Annotated in this window: 11 protein-coding genes and 1 riboswitch; of the genes, 6 read left to right on the plus strand and 5 right to left on the minus strand. The window is 71.0% G+C overall.

Going from position 1 to position 15,807, the window contains the following annotated elements:
- Positions 1–2: 2 nt before the first annotated feature.
- A riboswitch (cyclic di-AMP (ydaO/yuaA leader) is annotated at positions 3–174 on the minus strand.
- Between the two features lie 231 nt (positions 175–405).
- Positions 406–1,773 carry a M16 family metallopeptidase gene (locus C1N81_RS15785; RefSeq protein WP_394437981.1) on the minus strand — a complete coding sequence of 456 codons (1,368 nt, stop codon included), beginning with the start codon at positions 1,771–1,773 and terminating at the stop codon, positions 406–408.
- 17 nt (positions 1,774–1,790) lie between these two features.
- Positions 1,791–3,146, minus strand: a complete 1,356-nt coding sequence (locus tag C1N81_RS15790) for a M16 family metallopeptidase (protein WP_394429575.1) — start codon at positions 3,144–3,146, stop codon at positions 1,791–1,793.
- A gap of 337 nt (positions 3,147–3,483) precedes the next feature.
- Here C1N81_RS15790 and C1N81_RS15795 point away from each other — a divergent pair, with 337 nt between their 5' ends.
- Positions 3,484–5,940 carry a DNA gyrase/topoisomerase IV subunit A gene (locus C1N81_RS15795; protein ID WP_394429577.1) on the plus strand — a complete coding sequence of 819 codons (2,457 nt, stop codon included), beginning with the start codon at positions 3,484–3,486 and terminating at the stop codon, positions 5,938–5,940.
- Positions 5,941–5,944: 4 nt separating this feature from the next.
- On the opposite strand, the gene C1N81_RS15800 is transcribed toward C1N81_RS15795, so the two are convergent.
- Positions 5,945–7,132 carry a CobW family GTP-binding protein gene (locus C1N81_RS15800; RefSeq protein WP_394429579.1) on the minus strand — a complete coding sequence of 396 codons (1,188 nt, stop codon included), beginning with the start codon at positions 7,130–7,132 and terminating at the stop codon, positions 5,945–5,947.
- 338 nt (positions 7,133–7,470) lie between these two features.
- Between C1N81_RS15800 and C1N81_RS15805 the strand changes: the two genes are divergently transcribed.
- Both C1N81_RS15805 and C1N81_RS15810 read left to right on the plus strand, forming a co-directional pair.
- Positions 7,471–7,968 (plus strand): DUF6082 family protein, encoded by a 498-nt coding sequence (locus C1N81_RS15805; protein ID WP_394429580.1) that lies wholly within the window; start codon positions 7,471–7,473, stop codon positions 7,966–7,968.
- A 146-nt stretch (positions 7,969–8,114) separates the two neighbouring features.
- The gene (locus C1N81_RS15810) at positions 8,115–8,351 is read left to right on the plus strand and encodes a hypothetical protein (protein WP_394429582.1); all 237 of its coding nucleotides are present in this window, start codon (positions 8,115–8,117) and stop codon (positions 8,349–8,351) included.
- Between the two features lie 339 nt (positions 8,352–8,690).
- On the opposite strand, the gene C1N81_RS15815 is transcribed toward C1N81_RS15810, so the two are convergent.
- Positions 8,691–9,911, minus strand: coding sequence for a citrate synthase (locus C1N81_RS15815; protein WP_394429583.1), 1,221 nt, complete (start codon positions 9,909–9,911; stop codon positions 8,691–8,693).
- A 97-nt stretch (positions 9,912–10,008) separates the two neighbouring features.
- Here C1N81_RS15815 and C1N81_RS15820 point away from each other — a divergent pair, with 97 nt between their 5' ends.
- The 3 genes from C1N81_RS15820 (at position 10,009) to C1N81_RS15830 (ending at position 14,088) form a co-directional block, all read left to right on the plus strand.
- A complete protein-coding gene (locus tag C1N81_RS15820; protein WP_394429585.1) occupies positions 10,009–11,286 on the plus strand; it encodes a citrate synthase in 1,278 nt (425 codons plus the stop codon).
- Between the two features lie 238 nt (positions 11,287–11,524).
- Entirely contained in the window at positions 11,525–13,414 is a 1,890-nt protein-coding gene (locus C1N81_RS15825; RefSeq protein WP_394429587.1) for a sensor histidine kinase, read from the plus strand.
- On the plus strand, positions 13,411–14,088 hold the full coding sequence (locus C1N81_RS15830) for a response regulator (RefSeq protein WP_394429589.1): 678 nt from the start codon (positions 13,411–13,413) through the stop codon (positions 14,086–14,088). Before C1N81_RS15825 ends, C1N81_RS15830 begins: the two co-directional genes overlap by 4 nt.
- A gap of 72 nt (positions 14,089–14,160) precedes the next feature.
- Here C1N81_RS15830 and C1N81_RS15835 read toward each other — a convergent pair whose 3' ends face one another.
- Complete coding sequence (locus C1N81_RS15835; RefSeq protein WP_394429591.1) at positions 14,161–15,786, minus strand: solute symporter family protein; 1,626 nt, start codon at positions 15,784–15,786, stop codon at positions 14,161–14,163.
- Between the last annotated feature and the right edge of the window lie 21 nt (positions 15,787–15,807).

The following is a 15,807-nucleotide window of genomic DNA, read 5'->3' on the forward strand; positions in this document are numbered from 1 at the left end:
ATCCTTTCCTTCCCTCTCGCCTACCGGGTTAGCTGACGGGTTCGGAGCAGGAAGGTCTCCTACGGGCCCTCTCCCCTGCCTCACGGCCGGAAGAGCGCCCGATTCACCCCAGGGACTGCGGTGGGTCCCCGGCTCCCCTGGCTCGCGCCGTGGGGGACTCGGCGATGACTGTCCGGTGTCGCGGGCGCGACGCATGACGGGCGGACAGCCGCACCGACGCTAAGCGGCACCTCATTTGTTCGACAAACGGAACCCGGGTTTTGTAGCGCACACCACAGGCCAGACAGGCAACCTCCATACCAAAACGGGCATATGCCGGGGTTCATGCCGAACGCACACCAAGAAGCCCCGGCGGCCGTGAGGGCTGCCGGGGCTCCTTCCGTGAGCGAAGAGGTCGTGAGGGGGTCAGCCCGCGACGACGGTCACCTCGCCGATACCGAGCGTCTGGACGGGCTCCGCAATGTGCGCGGCGTCGCCCACGAGGATCGTCACCAAACGGTCCGCCGGGAAGGCGCTCACGACGGCCGCGGTGGCCTCCACGGTGCCCGTCTCGGCGAGCCGGCGGTACAGCTGCGCCTGGAAGTCGTCCTGGAGGTGCTGCTCGACCTGGTCGGCGAGGGTGCCCGCGACGGCCGCGGCCGTCTCGTACTTGAGTGGCGCCACGCCCACCAGGTTCTGCACGGCCGTGTCCCGCTCGGCGTCCGTCAGCCCCTCGGCGGCCAGGGTCCGCAGCACCTTCCACAGGTCGTTCAGGGCCGGACCCGTGTTCGGGGTGTCGACGGAGCCGCTGATGGCGAGCATGGCGGCGCCCGTACCGTCCGGCGCGGAGAGCAGCACCTGGGAGAAGGCCCGCACACCGTAGGTGTAGCCCTTCTCCTCGCGCAGGACGCGGTCCAGACGGGAGGTGAGCGTGCCGCCCAGGCAGTACGTGCCGAGAACCTGCGCGGCCCACACGCGGTCGTGCCGGTCGGGGCCGATCCGGCCGATGAGCAGCTGTGTCTGCACCGCGCCCGGACGGTCGACGATGATGACGCGGCCGGTGTCGTCGGCGGTGACCGCCGGGACCGGGCGGGGCTCCGCGGTGTTCCCGGTCCAGGCGCCGAGCGTGTCCTCGAGGAGGGCGTCGAGGTCGACGTCGGCCAGGTCGCCCACGACGACGACCGTGCCGGTGGCGGGGCGTACGTGCTTCTCGTAGAAGGCCCGTACGGCGGCCGCGTCGATGGCGGCGACGGTCTCCTCGGTGCCCTGGCGCGGGCGCGACACGCGCGCGTCGGCCGGGAAGAGCTGCTTGGAGAGCTCCTTGGCGGCGCGCCGGGCCGGGTTGGCGCTCTCGTGCGGGATCTCGTCCAGCCGGTTGCGCACCAGGCGCTCGATCTCGCTGTCCGCGAAGGCGGGCGCACGCAGGGCGTCGGCGAGCAGCGCGAGGCCCCTGGAGAGGCGCGAGACGGGCACCTCGAGGGAGACCCGGACGCCGGGGTGGTCGGCGTGGGCGTCCAACGTGGCGCCGCACCGTTCCAGTTCGGCCGCGAACTCCTCGGCGGAGTGCTTGTCGGTGCCCTCGGTGAAGGCGCGCGCCATGATCGTGGCGACGCCGTCGAGGCCCGCGGGCTCGGCGTCGAGCGGCGCGTCGAGGTTGATCTCGACGGCGACGAGCTGCTGCCCGGGGCGGTGACAGCGCAGCACGGTCAGGCCGTTGGCCAGCTCGCCACGCTCGGGGGCGGGGAACGCCCAGGGCTTGGCGGTGCCCGCCTGGGGCTGGGGGTGGAAGTCCATGGTCGCGAGCTGCTCGGTCACGCGCCCGCCTCCTCGTCGCTCGGGTCGCTCTCGTCATCGGTGTCGGCGGGGGCCGTCGGCTCGTACACGAGGACCGAACGGTTGTCGGGGCGCAGGCGGGCCTTGGCGACCTCCTGGACCTCCTCCGCGGTCACGGACAGGACGCGGCCGACGGCGGTGAGGGCGAGCTGCGGGTCGCCGAAGAGGACGGCGAAGCGGCACAGTTCGTCGGCGCGGCCCGCCACGGTGCCGAGCCGGTCCAGCCACTCGCGCTCCAGCTGGGCCTGCGCGCGCTCCATCTCCTCGGGCGTGGGGCCCTCCGCGGCGAACCGGGCGAGCTCCTCGTCGACGGCGGCCTCGATGACCGGCACCTCGACATCGCCGGAGGTCTTCACGTCCAGCCAGCCCATGGACGGCGCGCCGGCCAGCCGGAGGAGGCCGAACCCGGCCGCCACGGCGGTCCGGTCGCGGCGCACCAGGCGGTTGAAGAGCCGGGACGACTCGCCGCCGCCGAGGACGGTCAGGGCGAGGTCGGCGGCGTCGCTCGCGCGCGTGCCGTCCTCGGGCAGCCGGTAGGCCGCCATGAGGGCGCGCGCCGGGACCTCCTCCTCGACGACCTGGCGGCGCTGCTCGCCGAGCACGTCGGGCAGGGAGCCGTCGCGCGGGGCGGGCTTGCCGTCGTGTCCCGCGATCGAGCCGAAGTACTTCTCGACCCAGGCGAGCGTCTGCTCGGGGTCGATGTCGCCGACCACGGAGAGCACCGCGTTGTTGGGCGCGTAGTAGGTGCGGAAGAAGGCCCGCGCGTCCTCGAGGGTGGCCGCGTCCAGGTCGGCCATGGAGCCGATGGGCGTGTGGTGGTACGGGTGGCCCTCGGGGTACATGAGGGCGGTCAGCTTCTCGAACGCGGTGCCATAGGGCACGTTGTCGTAGCGCTGGCGGCGCTCGTTCTTGACGACGTCGCGCTGGTTCTCCATGGACTCCTCGTCGAGGGCCGTCAGGAGCGAGCCCATGCGGTCGGCCTCCAGCCAGAGCGCGAGCTCCAGCTGGTGGGCGGGCATGGTCTCGAAGTAGTTCGTGCGCTCGAAGCTCGTGGTGCCGTTGAGCGAGCCGCCCGCGCCCTGGACGAGTTCGAAGTGACCGTTGCCGTGCACCTGCTTGGAGCCCTGGAACATCAGGTGCTCAAACAGGTGAGCGAGGCCCGTACGGCCCTTGACCTCGTGGCGCGAGCCGACGTCGTACCAGAGGCAGACCGCCGCGACCGGGGTCAGGTGATCCTCGGAGAGCACGACACGCAGGCCGTTGGCCAGCCGGTGCTCGGTCGCTGTCAGGCCGCCGGAGCCGGCCTCGGCGGTGGCCGTGTGACCCATGGGCATGTACGTCCCTTCGATCGCGGTGGGAACCGTGAACCTCGGAAATGCTGAGAAACTGATACCGCTGGTAACGCTGGTGACGCTGAGAAACACTGCGGACGCGGACCACTGTGTGAAGGCGAAACCGCTGCCGGTCCTGCCACTGTATGCAAGCCTGCAGCCACCTGGCGAAGTTCCCGCTCCGGGTACGCCGTAAGCGAGCACGGCGGCTTCGGCGCGGACCGTCGGCGACCCCGTTCGGACGGGTCGCGATCAGCGTTGTCAGTGGGGCGGTCCACAATGGTCCGCGACAGTTCCCGTACATGTTCCCGTAGATGTTGGTGAAGGAGCCGCAGCAGCGATGGCCCGCCGCAGCACGAAGACCCCGCCGCCCGACGATTTCGAGGAGAGGATCCTCGACATCGACGTGGTCGACGAAATGCAGGGCTCCTACCTGGAGTACGCGTACTCGGTCATCTACTCGCGCGCCCTGCCCGACGCCCGCGACGGGATGAAGCCCGTCCACCGTCGGATCGTCTACCAGATGAACGAGATGGGCCTGCGCCCCGAACGCGGCTATGTGAAGTGCGCCCGCGTCGTCGGCGAGGTCATGGGTAAGTTGCACCCCCATGGCGACGCGTCGATCTACGACGCCCTGGTGCGCCTCGCCCAGCCGTTCTCCATGCGCGTCCCCCTGGTCGACGGGCACGGGAACTTCGGTTCACTGGGCAACGACGACCGCCCGGCCGCCATGCGGTACACCGAGTGCCGCATGGACCCGGCGGCCGGCCTGATGACGGAGTCGATCGAGGAGAACACGGTCGACTTCGCTCCGAACTACGACGGACAGGAGCAGGAGCCCCTGGTCCTCCCGGCGGCGTACCCGAACCTGTTGGTGAACGGGGCGTCGGGCATCGCGGTCGGCATGGCGACCAACATGGCGCCGCACAACCTGGGCGAAGTGATCGCCGCTGCCCGTCACTTGATCAAGCACCCGGGCGCCGACCTCGAGACGCTCATGAAGTACGTGCCGGGCCCCGACCTGCCCACGGGCGGCCGGATCGTCGGCCTGTCCGGCATCAAGGACGCGTACGAGACCGGGCGCGGCACCTTCAAGATCCGGGCCACGGTCGCCGTGGACACGGTCACGGCGCGCCGCAAGGGCCTCGTCGTCACCGAACTGCCCTTCGCGGTGGGCCCCGAGAAGGTCGTCGCGAAGATCAAGGAGCTCGTCGGCAACAAGAAGCTCCAGGGCATCGCCGACGTCAAGGACCTCACCGACCGCGAGCACGGCCTGCGCCTGGTCATCGAGATCAAGAACGGCTTCGTCCCGGAGGCCGTCCTGGAGCAGCTCTACAAGCTGACGCCGATGGAGGAGTCCTTCGGCATCAACAATGTGGCTCTCGTGGACGGCCAGCCGCTCACCCTGGGCCTCAAGGAGCTGCTCGAGGTCTATCTGGACCACCGCTTCGAGGTCGTGCGCCGCCGCAGCGAGTTCCGCCGCACCAAGAAGCGGGACCGGCTTCACCTGGTCGACGGCCTCCTCGTCGCCCTGCTCGACATCGACGAGGTCATCCGCCTCATCCGCTCCAGCGAGAACAGCGCCCAGGCCAAGGAGCGGCTCATCGGCCGTTTCGGCCTGAGCGAGATCCAGACGCAGTACATCCTGGACACGCCGCTGCGCCGCCTGACCAAGTTCGACCGCATCGAGCTGGAGTCGGAGCGCGACCGGCTCAACGGCGAGATCGACGAGCTGACGGGCATCCTCGAGTCCGACGCCGAACTACGCAAGCTCGTCTCGGCGGAACTGGCGGCCGTCTCCAAGAAGTTCGGCACCGACCGGCGCACCGTGCTGCTCGAGTCGTCCGGCCCTGCCCTGGCCACGGTGTCGCTCCAGGTCGCCGACGACCCGTGCCGCGTGCTGCTCTCCTCGACGGGGCTCCTGGCCCGTACGGCCAACGGCGAGCCCTTCGCCGCGGACGAGAACGCCAAGCGCACCAAGCACGACGTGATCGTCTCGGCGGTGCCGGCGACGGCCCGGGGCGAGATCGGCGCGGTCACCTCCGAGGGTCGCCTGCTCCGCATGAACGTGATCGATCTGCCGCAGCTCCCGGACACGGCCTCCGCGCCGAACCTGTCCGGCGGCGCCCCGCTCTCCGAGTTCCTCTCCACCCTCGGCGCGGACGAGAAGGTCGTCTGCCTGACGACCCTCGACGAGTCGTCGCCGGGCATCGCCCTCGGCACCGAGCAAGGCGTCGTGAAGCGCGTGACACCCGACTATCCGAGCAACAAGGACGAGTTGGAGGTCATCACCCTCAAGGACGGTGACCGCATCGTGGGCGCGATGGAGCTGCGGACCGGCGAGGAGGACCTGGTCTTCATCACGGACGACGCACAGCTGCTGCGCTATCAGGCCTCCATGGTGCGCCCGCAGGGCCGTCCCGCGGGCGGCATGGCCGGCATCAAGCTGGCGACCGGCGCGAAGGTCATCTCGTTCACCGCGGTCGACCCGGCGGCCGACGCCGTCGTCTTCACGGTGGCGGGCTCGCGCGGCACGCTCGACGACTCGGTCCAGACGACGGCCAAGCTGACCCCGTTCGACCAGTACCCGCGCAAGGGCCGCGCGACCGGTGGCGTCCGCTGCCAGCGCTTCCTGAAGGGCGAGGACTGCCTGAGCCTGGCCTGGGCGGGCCCGGCACCCGCCCGCGCGGCGCAGAAGAACGGGATGCCTGCCGAACTCACCGAGATGGACCCGCGCCGCGACGGTTCGGGGATCTCGCTGCCGAAGACGGTCGCGGCGGTGGCGGGGCCGGTCTAGCCCGTCAGACCCCGGCGTCCTCGGGCACGTCGGGGTCCTCGCCCTTGTCCTGTACGTAGCGGAGAACGCCCCACATGCCGTGCTCGTCGACGGTGTGCGGGGCGTTTTCCGTGCCCTTGGCGCTCTCGAGCCCGGCGCGGAGCGCCGCCGTGTCGATCCCGGCCCCGATGAGGACGAGCTGGGTCAGGCGCGGCTCACCGTCGGGGTCGGCGCCGACGGGCCAGGGCTCCGGGTAGAACCGCAGGAACCGCCCGACGGCGTGCACGGCGTAGCGGTTGGCCGGGTCGGCGGCGCCGAAGTCGACATACCCCTTGATGCGGTACAGCCCCTCGGGACGCCCGTCGAGGAAGTCCATCAGCCGCCGCGGGTCCATGGGCACGTCGGAGCTGAAGGCAAGGCTGTCGTAGGCGGAGTGCAGGTGCGCGGCGTGCGCCTCGCCCCCGGTGTCGCTCTCGTCGGGGCGGTGCAGGTCGTCGGGGCGGTGCAGGTCGTCGTGGCCGTCCAGGTCGTCGTGGCGGTGCAGGTCGTCGAAGGAGAGCTGTCCGACGCGCTCCGCCGTGGGACGGCAGTCGAAGAGCAGCTCCGGGTCGATGCGTCCGTACGAGGCGCGGACCACGGCCGAGGGCCCGGCTGCCCCGCGGACAGCCGCCAGGACGCGCTCCCACTCCGCGCCAGTGACCCGGTCGGCCTTGTTGACGACGACGAGGTCCGCGATGCCCAGGTGCCGTTCCACCTCGGGATGCTTCTCCCTGGTGGCGTCGTACTCGGCCGCGTCCACGACCTCGATCAGCCCGCCGTACACGATGCGCGGGTTCTCGCTGGCGAGCACCATGCGGACCATTTCCTGCGGTTCCGCGATGCCGCTCGCCTCGATCACGATGACATCCATCTGATGACCGTCATTGACGGGTCGGGTCAACTTGTCCAGATAGACATCAAGTTCACCGGCGTCCACAGCGCAGCACAGACACCCGTTGCCGAGCGAGACCGTCGAGTCGCCCAGTTGTCCCGCCACCGCCATGGCGTCGATCTCGATTGCCCCGAAGTCATTGACGATCGCCCCGATCCGGGAGCCGCCGCTGTGGTGCAGGAGGTGATTGAGCAGAGTGGTCTTGCCCGATCCGAGGAACCCCGCGAGGACGACGACGGGGATCTGCCCACCCGCACTGCCCGGGTTGCTCGTCTTGATCAACGTGCTCTCTCCCGCTCTCGTACGACTACTGTGCCGCCCCACCTTAGGCGGGGCGGGAGGTGGAGACGGGCCGCGAAGTGAACGATTGTTAGCGCCCCCATTGGGCAGACGTTCGATATGGCGCAGGTATTCGCGACCCGGGCATGCTTCCGTGCGCCTCCTCTCCGCCTCCCAGCCGATCGGAGCCGCTCGGCACCCTGGGGAGACGGCAAGCGCGCCGCCCATCGCATCGCTCGCCGGTCCGCAAGCCCGTCGACCCGCGTCCGGCGACGACCGGCGGGCGGACGCCTGAATCGGGGGTTGACATGGCCACACAGAACTTGAGGACGTGGCGTCCCGTGGTCGTTGCAATGATCACGGGTGCGCTCGCGGGCACCGCCACGGCACATCTGTGGCAGCAGCACGGCCCCGGCCGCGCGGGGACGGCGGCGGAGCGACGCCGACTGGCCCGCGCCCATCAGCAGCACATGCACTGGGAGCTGCTGAGCAAGGCCATCGACGACCCCTCCCTGGCCGTCGTGATCGACGGCTACGGACAGGACCTCTCACCGGAGCGACGGCGTCAGTATCTTTACGCCAATCTCTGGTACGTGAACGCCTTCCACCTCTACGAGGCCGGCCTCCTGGACCGGCGCCAGCTCCGGGGGCATCTGCGCGAACTCTTCCAGAGCGCCTACATCAGGGAGTACTGGGAGGCCACCCGCCACCACCGAGCCTCACTCGACCCGAACTCCACGGAGGCGGAGGTCGGGCACATCGCTGAAACGCTCCTTCAGGAGCGGGACGAAGCGGACACCGACGAGTGGTGGGTCGTGGGTGAACCCCCGCCCCGCTGAATCAAGCGCTTCCCCCGACGCTCACCCGTCTCAGTGAAAATATGGGTCAACTCCCGCTGTACGCACGGGGATCGGTACCATCCAGCGTCGTTCGGCCCCTACTGTGGCGCCCGACGCATCGCTCTCCTCAGAAGGAACCGGTCCCCTTGAAAATCGTACGTCGCATCGGGGTGCCCCCGAGCGCTCGCGGAAGCGCCTCCGGCGCCACCTGCCCCGATGTCTTCGAACTCAGCGACGGGAACTTCGCCGTGATCGGCACGGAGGCGACCGCCGAGCTGAAGAAGGAACTCCCGGCGGACGCGGGGGTCGCCGAGTACGAACGCATTGTGATCGTGAACCGGGAGACTCTGCTGCGCGCCAAGAGCGACATTCCCGACGCCTGATGGGCGCTTTCTGGGCGGCTGCGGTTGGTGGGGGTCCCTCGGGGTTCTTTGGGTCGTTCGGGTCGTTGGGGTCGTAGGGGTCCTTCGGGTCCTAGGGGGCCTTGAGGCGGGGGCTTTAGGGTCCTTGGGGGCCTTGGGGCGGGGCGTTAGGGCCCTTGGGGGCCACCCCGGCTCGCTTATGAGGGGCGTCCGGGTCGCGCCTGGGGACCGCCCGAGCCCGCTTGAGGATCGCCCGGGCCCGCTTGAGGATCGCCCGGGCTCGCTGGGGGACCGTCTAGACCCGCTGGGAGCCCCATGACGGCCGCCGACAGTGTTTACGTCGTCGGCCGTCCCGGCCGCTCAGTGCAGAGCGGGCACGGCCACCGGCGGCTCCGCCCCCACGTACCGCGCCGCCGGGCGGATGATCTTCGAGTCCTCGGCCTGCTCCAGGATGTTGGCGCTCCACCCGACCACGCGGGCCGCGGCGAACGTCGGCGTGAACATCGTGCGCGGCAGCCCGCACAGCTCCATGACCACGCCCGCGTAGAACTCCACGTTCGTGTGCAGCTCACGGCCGGGCTTCAACTCCGCCAGGATCGCCTCGACCCGGCGCTCGACCTCGACGGCGAACTCCACCAGCGAACCGCCGAACCCCTCGGCGATGCCGCGCAGCATCCGTGAGCGCGGGTCCTCCGTGCGGTAGACGGGGTGCCCGAACCCCATGATCCGTTCGCCGGCCAGGACCCGTTCACGGATCCAGGGATCGATGCGGTCCGGGGTACCGATGGCGTCCAGGGTGTCGAGCGCGCGGCTGGGTGCTCCGCCGTGCAGGGGGCCCGACAGGGCGCCGACCGCACCGACAAGGCAGGCGACGATGTCGGCACCGGTGGACGTGATCACGCGCGCCGTGAAGGTGGACGCATTGAAACCGTGGTCAATGGTGGAGATGAGGTACTGCTCTACAGCCCGCGCGTGGGCGGGTTCCGGCTCCGACCCCGTCAACATGTACAAGTAGTTGGCCGCGTACGGCAGATCAACCCTCGGCTCCACCGGATCAAGTCCTTCGCCGAGCCGGTGCAGAGCGGTGAGGATCGTCGGGACGACCGCGGCTGCGGCAAGCGTGTTCGCCCTGCGCCGGTCCGCGTCGATATCGTAGACGGGGCGGAAACCCTGCGAGGCGCCGAACAGCGAGAGGGCCGTCCGCAGTCCGGCCAGCGGCCCGGACACGGCTCCGGCGCGGGCGATGGCGGGGAGCGCGGCCCGCACCTCTTCGGGCAGGGCCCGCAGCTGCGCGGTCTCGCGCGCGAAGGCGGCGGACTGTGCCGCGTCCGGCAGTGCGCCGTGGACCATCAGGTACCAGACGTCCTCGAAGCCGCGGGTCTGCGCGAGTTCGACGGCCGAGTACTGGCGGTAGTGGTAAAAGCCCTCCCGCCCCCTGACGTCGCCGAGAGCGGTGTCGGTGACGACGACGCCGGCGAGGCCGCGCGGGACGTCGATGGCGGGGGTGGCCGTGGTGGAGGCAGCGGTAGCTGCGGTGGCGGCGGTGGTCACGGCGGTGGGCGAGGCCCCGTTTTTCGGCATGTTTCCTCCCTGAACTTGATTCGACTGTCCATGCTTGACTAGATCTCTGTCAATATTGATTGAATCAATACAAGACGATGCGGATACGGTGACGCGCATGAGGGATCAAGAACCCGCCCCGGCCCAGGCGACCACCCGCCGACTCAGCACTCAGGAGACCGCCGAACTGCTCGGCGTGAAGCCGGAGACGGTGTACGCCTACGTGAGCCGCGGACAGCTGACCAGCCGACGCGGCCAGGGCAGACGCGGCAGCACCTTCGACGCCGCCGAGGTCGAGGCCCTCGCCCACCGCAACAGGCGGGAGAGCGCGCCGAGTTCGAGCCCCGACGAACTGTCCGTACGCACCCGGATCACGCTCATCGACGCGGACCGGTACTTCTTCCGGGGGGTCGACGCGGCGGAGCTGGCGGCCCGTCACTCGTACGAGGAGGTCGCGGAGTGGCTGTGGACGGGCACCCTGCGTCCCGGCGCCCGTTTCGTCGCCCCTAAGGAGTCCCTGGCGTCGGCCCGGCGCGCGGTGAACGGTCTGCCCGAGCACAGCAGCCCGGTGGACCGGCTGCGGGTGGCCGCGGTCGCCGCCGCCACCGCCGACCCCATGCGCTACGACCTGTCCGAACAGTCCGTGCTCGGCGCCGCGCGCTCCCTCATCCCGACGCTCGCGGCGGCACAGCCCCTGCAACGCGCGACGTACACGGACGGCGAGCCGATCGCCCGCCGCCTGTGGGGCCGCCTGTCCTGCCAGGAGCCCGACGAGGCGTCCCTGCGCGTCCTGGACATGGCGCTCGCCCTGCTGGTCGACCACGATCTGGCCGCCTCCACCCTGGCGGTTCGCGTCGCCGCCTCGGCCAGGGCGCACACCTACGCGGCCGTCTCCGCGGGCCTGGGCGTCATGGAGAGCCCCCTGCACGGCGCGGCCAGCGGCCTGGCGCACCGGATGCTCCTCGACGTGCTGGACCGCGGCAGCGCCGGTCCGGTGGTCGCCGACGAGCTGCGGGCGGGTCGCCGTGTACCCGGCCTCGGCCATCGCCTCTACAAGGGCGAGGACCCACGCGCGCGTGCCCTGTTCGCCGCCATGGAGGACCTGCCCGCCGCGCACTCCGCGCTCGCAGCGGCCCGCGACATCGTGGCGACGACCGCCCGCCACACCGATCTGCACGCCAATGTGGACCTCGCCCTCGCCGCCTTCACCGCCACGTTCGGGATGCCGCCCGAGGCAGGCGAGACAATCTTCGCCGTGGCGCGCACCGCGGGTTGGATCGCGCACGCCCTGGAGGAGTACAAGGAACGCCCGCTGCGGATGCGACCCACCGGCCACTATGTCGGCCCGCGCCCGCCCCAGCCCTTGCCGTCGCCGCCCGGCCAGGACGAGGAGTGACTCCGTAGGTCCGTAGGACGGCGGCGGCCCGCGCGGACCGGCTCCCCTGAGCATCGGCGCCGTCGTACAAGACCCGCACGTTGACGACATCGGCGTCGTCGTACGAGATCCGCGTTGCGGTACGAGATGCACGTCGTCGTACGAGATGCACGTCGTCGTACGAGATGCACGTCGTCGTACGAGATCCGTGCCACAAGGGCTTCGAACGGGGGTGGAAGGGCCCGTACCGTTCGTCACCATGAGCCCGTCCTCCCCCGCCCGCCGTCTGCGTCTCGGTCTGCCGAGGCGGGTGTTCGCGCAGGTCCTGTTGATGCAGGTGGCGATCGCCGCCGGGGTGGCAGTGCTGGCTACGGGGTTGTTCCTCGCCCCGCTCAGCGATCAGCTCGACGACCAGGCGATGCGGCGCGCCCTCGCCATCGCGCAGACCACGGCGGCGCAGCCGCAGATCGCCGCCGACCTGCGGTCCTCGCGGCCGACGGCGGATGGTCCCGTGCAGGCCGAGGCGGAGCGGATCCGGCGGGCCAGCGGCGCGGAATACGTCGTGATCATGAACAAGGCGGGGGTCCGCTGGTCGCACACCGACCGCGCCCAGATCGGCCGGGTCGTCTCGACGGACCCCAGCGACGCTCTCGCGGGCCGCGCGGTGATGGAGATCGACGACGGTACCCTCGGGCGCTCCGCGCGCGGCAAAGTGCCCTTGAGGGGCGCTGACGGGGCCATCGTGGGCGCGGTGTCGGTCGGCATCGAGTACGACAGCGTCCGCGCCCGCCTCATCCACGCGATCCCGGGCCTGTTCGCGTACGCGGGCGGCGCCTTGGCCGTGGGTGCGCTCGCCGCTTACCTGATCTCGCGACGTGTCCAGCGGCAGACCCGTGACCTGGCGTTCTCCGACATCTCCGCGCTGCTGGCCGAGCGCGAGGCGATGCTGCACGGCATCCGCGAGGGCGTTGTCGCCCTGGACCGCGCCGGACGGATCCGGCTCCTGAACGACGAGGCACAGCGTCTCCTCGGCGTCGGCGCCGAGGCGGCCGGGCAGCTCCTGGAGGACGCGCTCGGACCGGGGCGTACGACGGATGTGCTCGCGGGCCACGTCTCCGGCACCGATCTGCTGACCGTGCGCGGTCAACGCGTCCTGGTCGCCAACCGCATGCCCACCGACGACGGCGGCGCCGTAGCGACCCTGCGCGACCGCACCGAACTGGAACAGCTGGGCCGCGAACTCGACTCCACGCGCGGGCTCATCGACGCCCTGCGCGCCCAGGACCACGAACATGCCAACCGGATGCACACCCTCCTCGGCCTTCTCGAACTGGAGATGTACGAGGAGGCGGCGGAGTTCGTCGGCGAGGTGGCGGGCGCGCACCGGGTCACCGCGGAGCAGATCACCGAGAAGATCCAGGACCCGTTGCTCGCCGCGCTTCTTGTGGGCAAGGCGACCGTCGCCGCGGAGCGCGGGGTCGCGCTGGGCCTCTCGCGGGACACCGCGCTGCCGGACCGGCTCGTCGACCCGCGCGGCCTTGTCACCGTCGTCGGCAACCTGGTCGACAACGCCGTCGACGCGGCGGCCGGTTCTGGGCGCCACGCGCGCGTGGAGGTGGTTCTGCGGGCGGAAGGGCGCGCAGCGGTGCTGCGGGTGCGCGATACGGGGCCGGGGGTCCCCGCCGATCAGCGGGAGGCGGTGTTCATGGAGGGCTGGTCCACGAAGGAGCCGCCCGCCTACGGCAAGCGCGGCATCGGGCTCGCCCTCGTACGACGTCTGGCCGAGCGGCAGGGCGGTACGGCCGAGGTGACGGCGTCGCCCGCGGGGGGCGCCGAGTTCGTCGTCGTCCTGCCGGAGGCTCTCGCCGAGGCTGTGGAAGAGCCTGAGACCGACGTCGACGCGGTTCGCGCCGGGGCCGTCGGTGGGGCCGGTGTTCACACCGGGGTCGTCGGTGAGTCTGGTGTCCGCGCCGACGCCGGCGGTGGGCCCGGAGCCCGCGCCGGAGTCGTCGGTTCGACGGGTGGGACCGGCGCCCGTACCGGAGTCACGGGTGGGGCCGATGGCCGGGCCGACGCGATCAGCGGGCCTGGAGTTCGCGGCGAGGCCGCCGATGAGAGCGGGCCGAACGCGGCCGAGGAGGTCCGATGATCGAGGTTCTGGTCGTGGACGACGACACCCGCGTCGCCGACGTGAACGCCGCCTACGTGGCCAAGGTGCCCGGTTTCCGCGTGGCCGCCAAGGCGCACAGCGCGGCCGAGGCCCTGGAACGCATCGAGGACCGCGCCGTCGACCTCGTCCTCCTGGACCACTATCTGCCGGACGAGACGGGGCTCGACGTCGCCCGCGCCGTGCGGGAGCGCGGCCACCAGGTCGACGTGATCATGGTGACGGCGGCGCGCGACGTGGCGACGGTCCAGGCGGCGATGCGGCACGGTGCGCTGCAGTACCTCGTCAAACCGTTCTCGTTCGCGGGTCTGCGCGGGAAGCTGGAGGCGTACGCGGCGCTGCGCCGCACCCTCGACGGCGGGGGCGAGGCCGAGCAGGCGGAGGTCGACCAGCTGTTCGGCGCGCTGTCGGCCACCCCCGCGCCCGTACTCCCGAAGGGGCACTCCCCCACCACGGCCGAACTCGTGCGCAAGGCCATGATGAACGCCGAGGGGCCGCTCTCCGCGCAGGAGCTGGCCGATCTGACCCGGCTCAGCCGCCAGACTGCCCAGCGCTACCTGAAACTGCTGGAACGCACGGGGCGGGTGCGGCTGAGCCTCAAGTACGGCGACACGGGGCGGCCCGAGCACCGCTACGAGTGGGCCGCCGGTCGCTGAACCGGCCCCTGGTCCAGCCGCGTGCGCATTGCCGTGGGCATCGCCGTAAACATCACCGCGCGCGTCGCCGATTCAGACCGCCCCGGCGCCGGTCAGCGACCGCACCTCGGTCTCCGCGTGCTTGGCCTCGTCCGGTGGCTCGGCGGAGGTCATGGTGCCCAGCCAGCCCGCCAGGAAGCCGAGCGGGATGGAGACGAGCCCCGGGTTCTCCAACGGGAAGAACTGGAAGTCGACCCCCGGGAAGAGGGACGTCGGGCTGCCCGAGACCACCGGTGACAGTGCGACGAGAGCGAGCGCCGGCACGAGCCCTCCGTATACCGACCACACGGCCCCGCGTGTCGTGAAGTCGCGCCAGAACAGCGAGTACAGCAGCACGGGCAGGTTGGCGGACGCGGCCACGGCGAAGGCCAGGCCGACGAGGAACGCCACGTTCAGATCCCGGGCGAGCAGTCCGAGCGCGATCGCGACCACGCCGACACCGGCCGCGGCGACCCGCGCCACCGCGACCTCGCTGCGCTGCTTCCCGCCCCGCCCACCCTCAGGCCCGCGCCCACGCCCACGCCCACGCCGCAGCGAGGCGTAGAGGTCGTGCGCCACGGACGCCGAGGAGGCGAGCGTGATCCCGGCGACGACGGCGAGGATGGTGGCGAAGGCGACCGCCGCGACGATCGCGAACAGGACGGTGCCACCCGTGGAGTCCGCGCCCCCGCCGAGGTCCAGAGCGAGCAGCGGAATGGCCGTGTTCCCCGCCGCGTTCGAGTCGCGTACGGCGGCGGAGCCCACGAGCGCCGCCGCGCCGAACCCGAGCACGATCGTCATCAGGTAGAAGCTGCCGATGAGCCCGATGGACCAGACGACCGAGCGACGCGCTGCCCGCGCGGTCGGCACGGTGTAGAAGCGCGACAGGATGTGCGGAAGACCCGCCGTGCCCAGGACGAGCGCGAGGCCCAGGCTGATGAAGTCGAGGCGAGCGGTCCAGCTGCCGCCGTACTTCAGACCGGGCACGAGGAAATCGGAGCCGTGCCCGCTGCGCGCCGCGGCCGAGCGCAGCAGCTGGTCGACGTCACCGTGGAAGCGCGCCAGGACGAGCACGGTCAGAGTGATCGTCCCGCCCATGAGCAGAACGGCCTTCACGATCTGGATCCACGTGGTGGCCCGCATCCCTCCCAACGACACATAGATCACCATGAGCGCGCCCACGCCGACGACGGTCCACGCCTGCGCCGCTCCGCTCTCACCACCGAGCAGCAGCGCGACCAGGCTGCCCGCCCCCACCATCTGCGCCACCAGATAGAGAACGGACACAGTGACCGAAGAAGTTCCCGCCGCGATGCGTACGGGGCGCTCTCGCATCCGGGCCGCCACGACGTCGGCCATCGTGAAACGCCCGCAGTTGCGCACCAGTTCGGCGACGAGGAAGAGCACGACGAGCCAGGCCACGAGAAAGCCCACGGAGTAGAGCAGGCCGTCGTAGCCGTAGAGCGCGATGAGACCGGAGATGCCGAGGAAGGACGCGGCGGACATGTAGTCCCCCGCGATGGCGAATCCGTTCTCCATCGGCGAGAAGAGGCGGCCGCCGGCGTAGAACTCTTCGGCCGAACCGTGCCGTTTGCGCCCCACCCAGGTCGTGATGGCAAGCGTGACCGCCACGAACGCGCTGAACAGGACCAGGGCCAACGTCTGATGCGTCCCGTTCACCGTCGCCCACCCTCGCCCCGC

It is taken from the genome of Streptomyces sp. SGAir0957, from assembly GCF_043523415.1.

Coding starts and splice junctions, on each gene's coding strand:
- C1N81_RS15830 (WP_394429589.1), top strand. CDS start 13,411: ATGATCGAGGTTCTGGTCGTGGACGACGACACCCGCGTCGCCGACGTG.
- C1N81_RS15795 (WP_394429577.1), top strand. CDS start 3,484: ATGGCCCGCCGCAGCACGAAGACCCCGCCGCCCGACGATTTCGAGGAG.
- C1N81_RS15825 (WP_394429587.1), top strand. CDS start 11,525: ATGAGCCCGTCCTCCCCCGCCCGCCGTCTGCGTCTCGGTCTGCCGAGG.
- C1N81_RS15815 (WP_394429583.1), bottom strand. CDS start 9,911: ATGCCGAAAAACGGGGCCTCGCCCACCGCCGTGACCACCGCCGCCACC.
- C1N81_RS15820 (WP_394429585.1), top strand. CDS start 10,009: ATGAGGGATCAAGAACCCGCCCCGGCCCAGGCGACCACCCGCCGACTC.
- C1N81_RS15790 (WP_394429575.1), bottom strand. CDS start 3,146: ATGCCCATGGGTCACACGGCCACCGCCGAGGCCGGCTCCGGCGGCCTG.
- C1N81_RS15785 (WP_394437981.1), bottom strand. CDS start 1,773: ATGGACTTCCACCCCCAGCCCCAGGCGGGCACCGCCAAGCCCTGGGCG.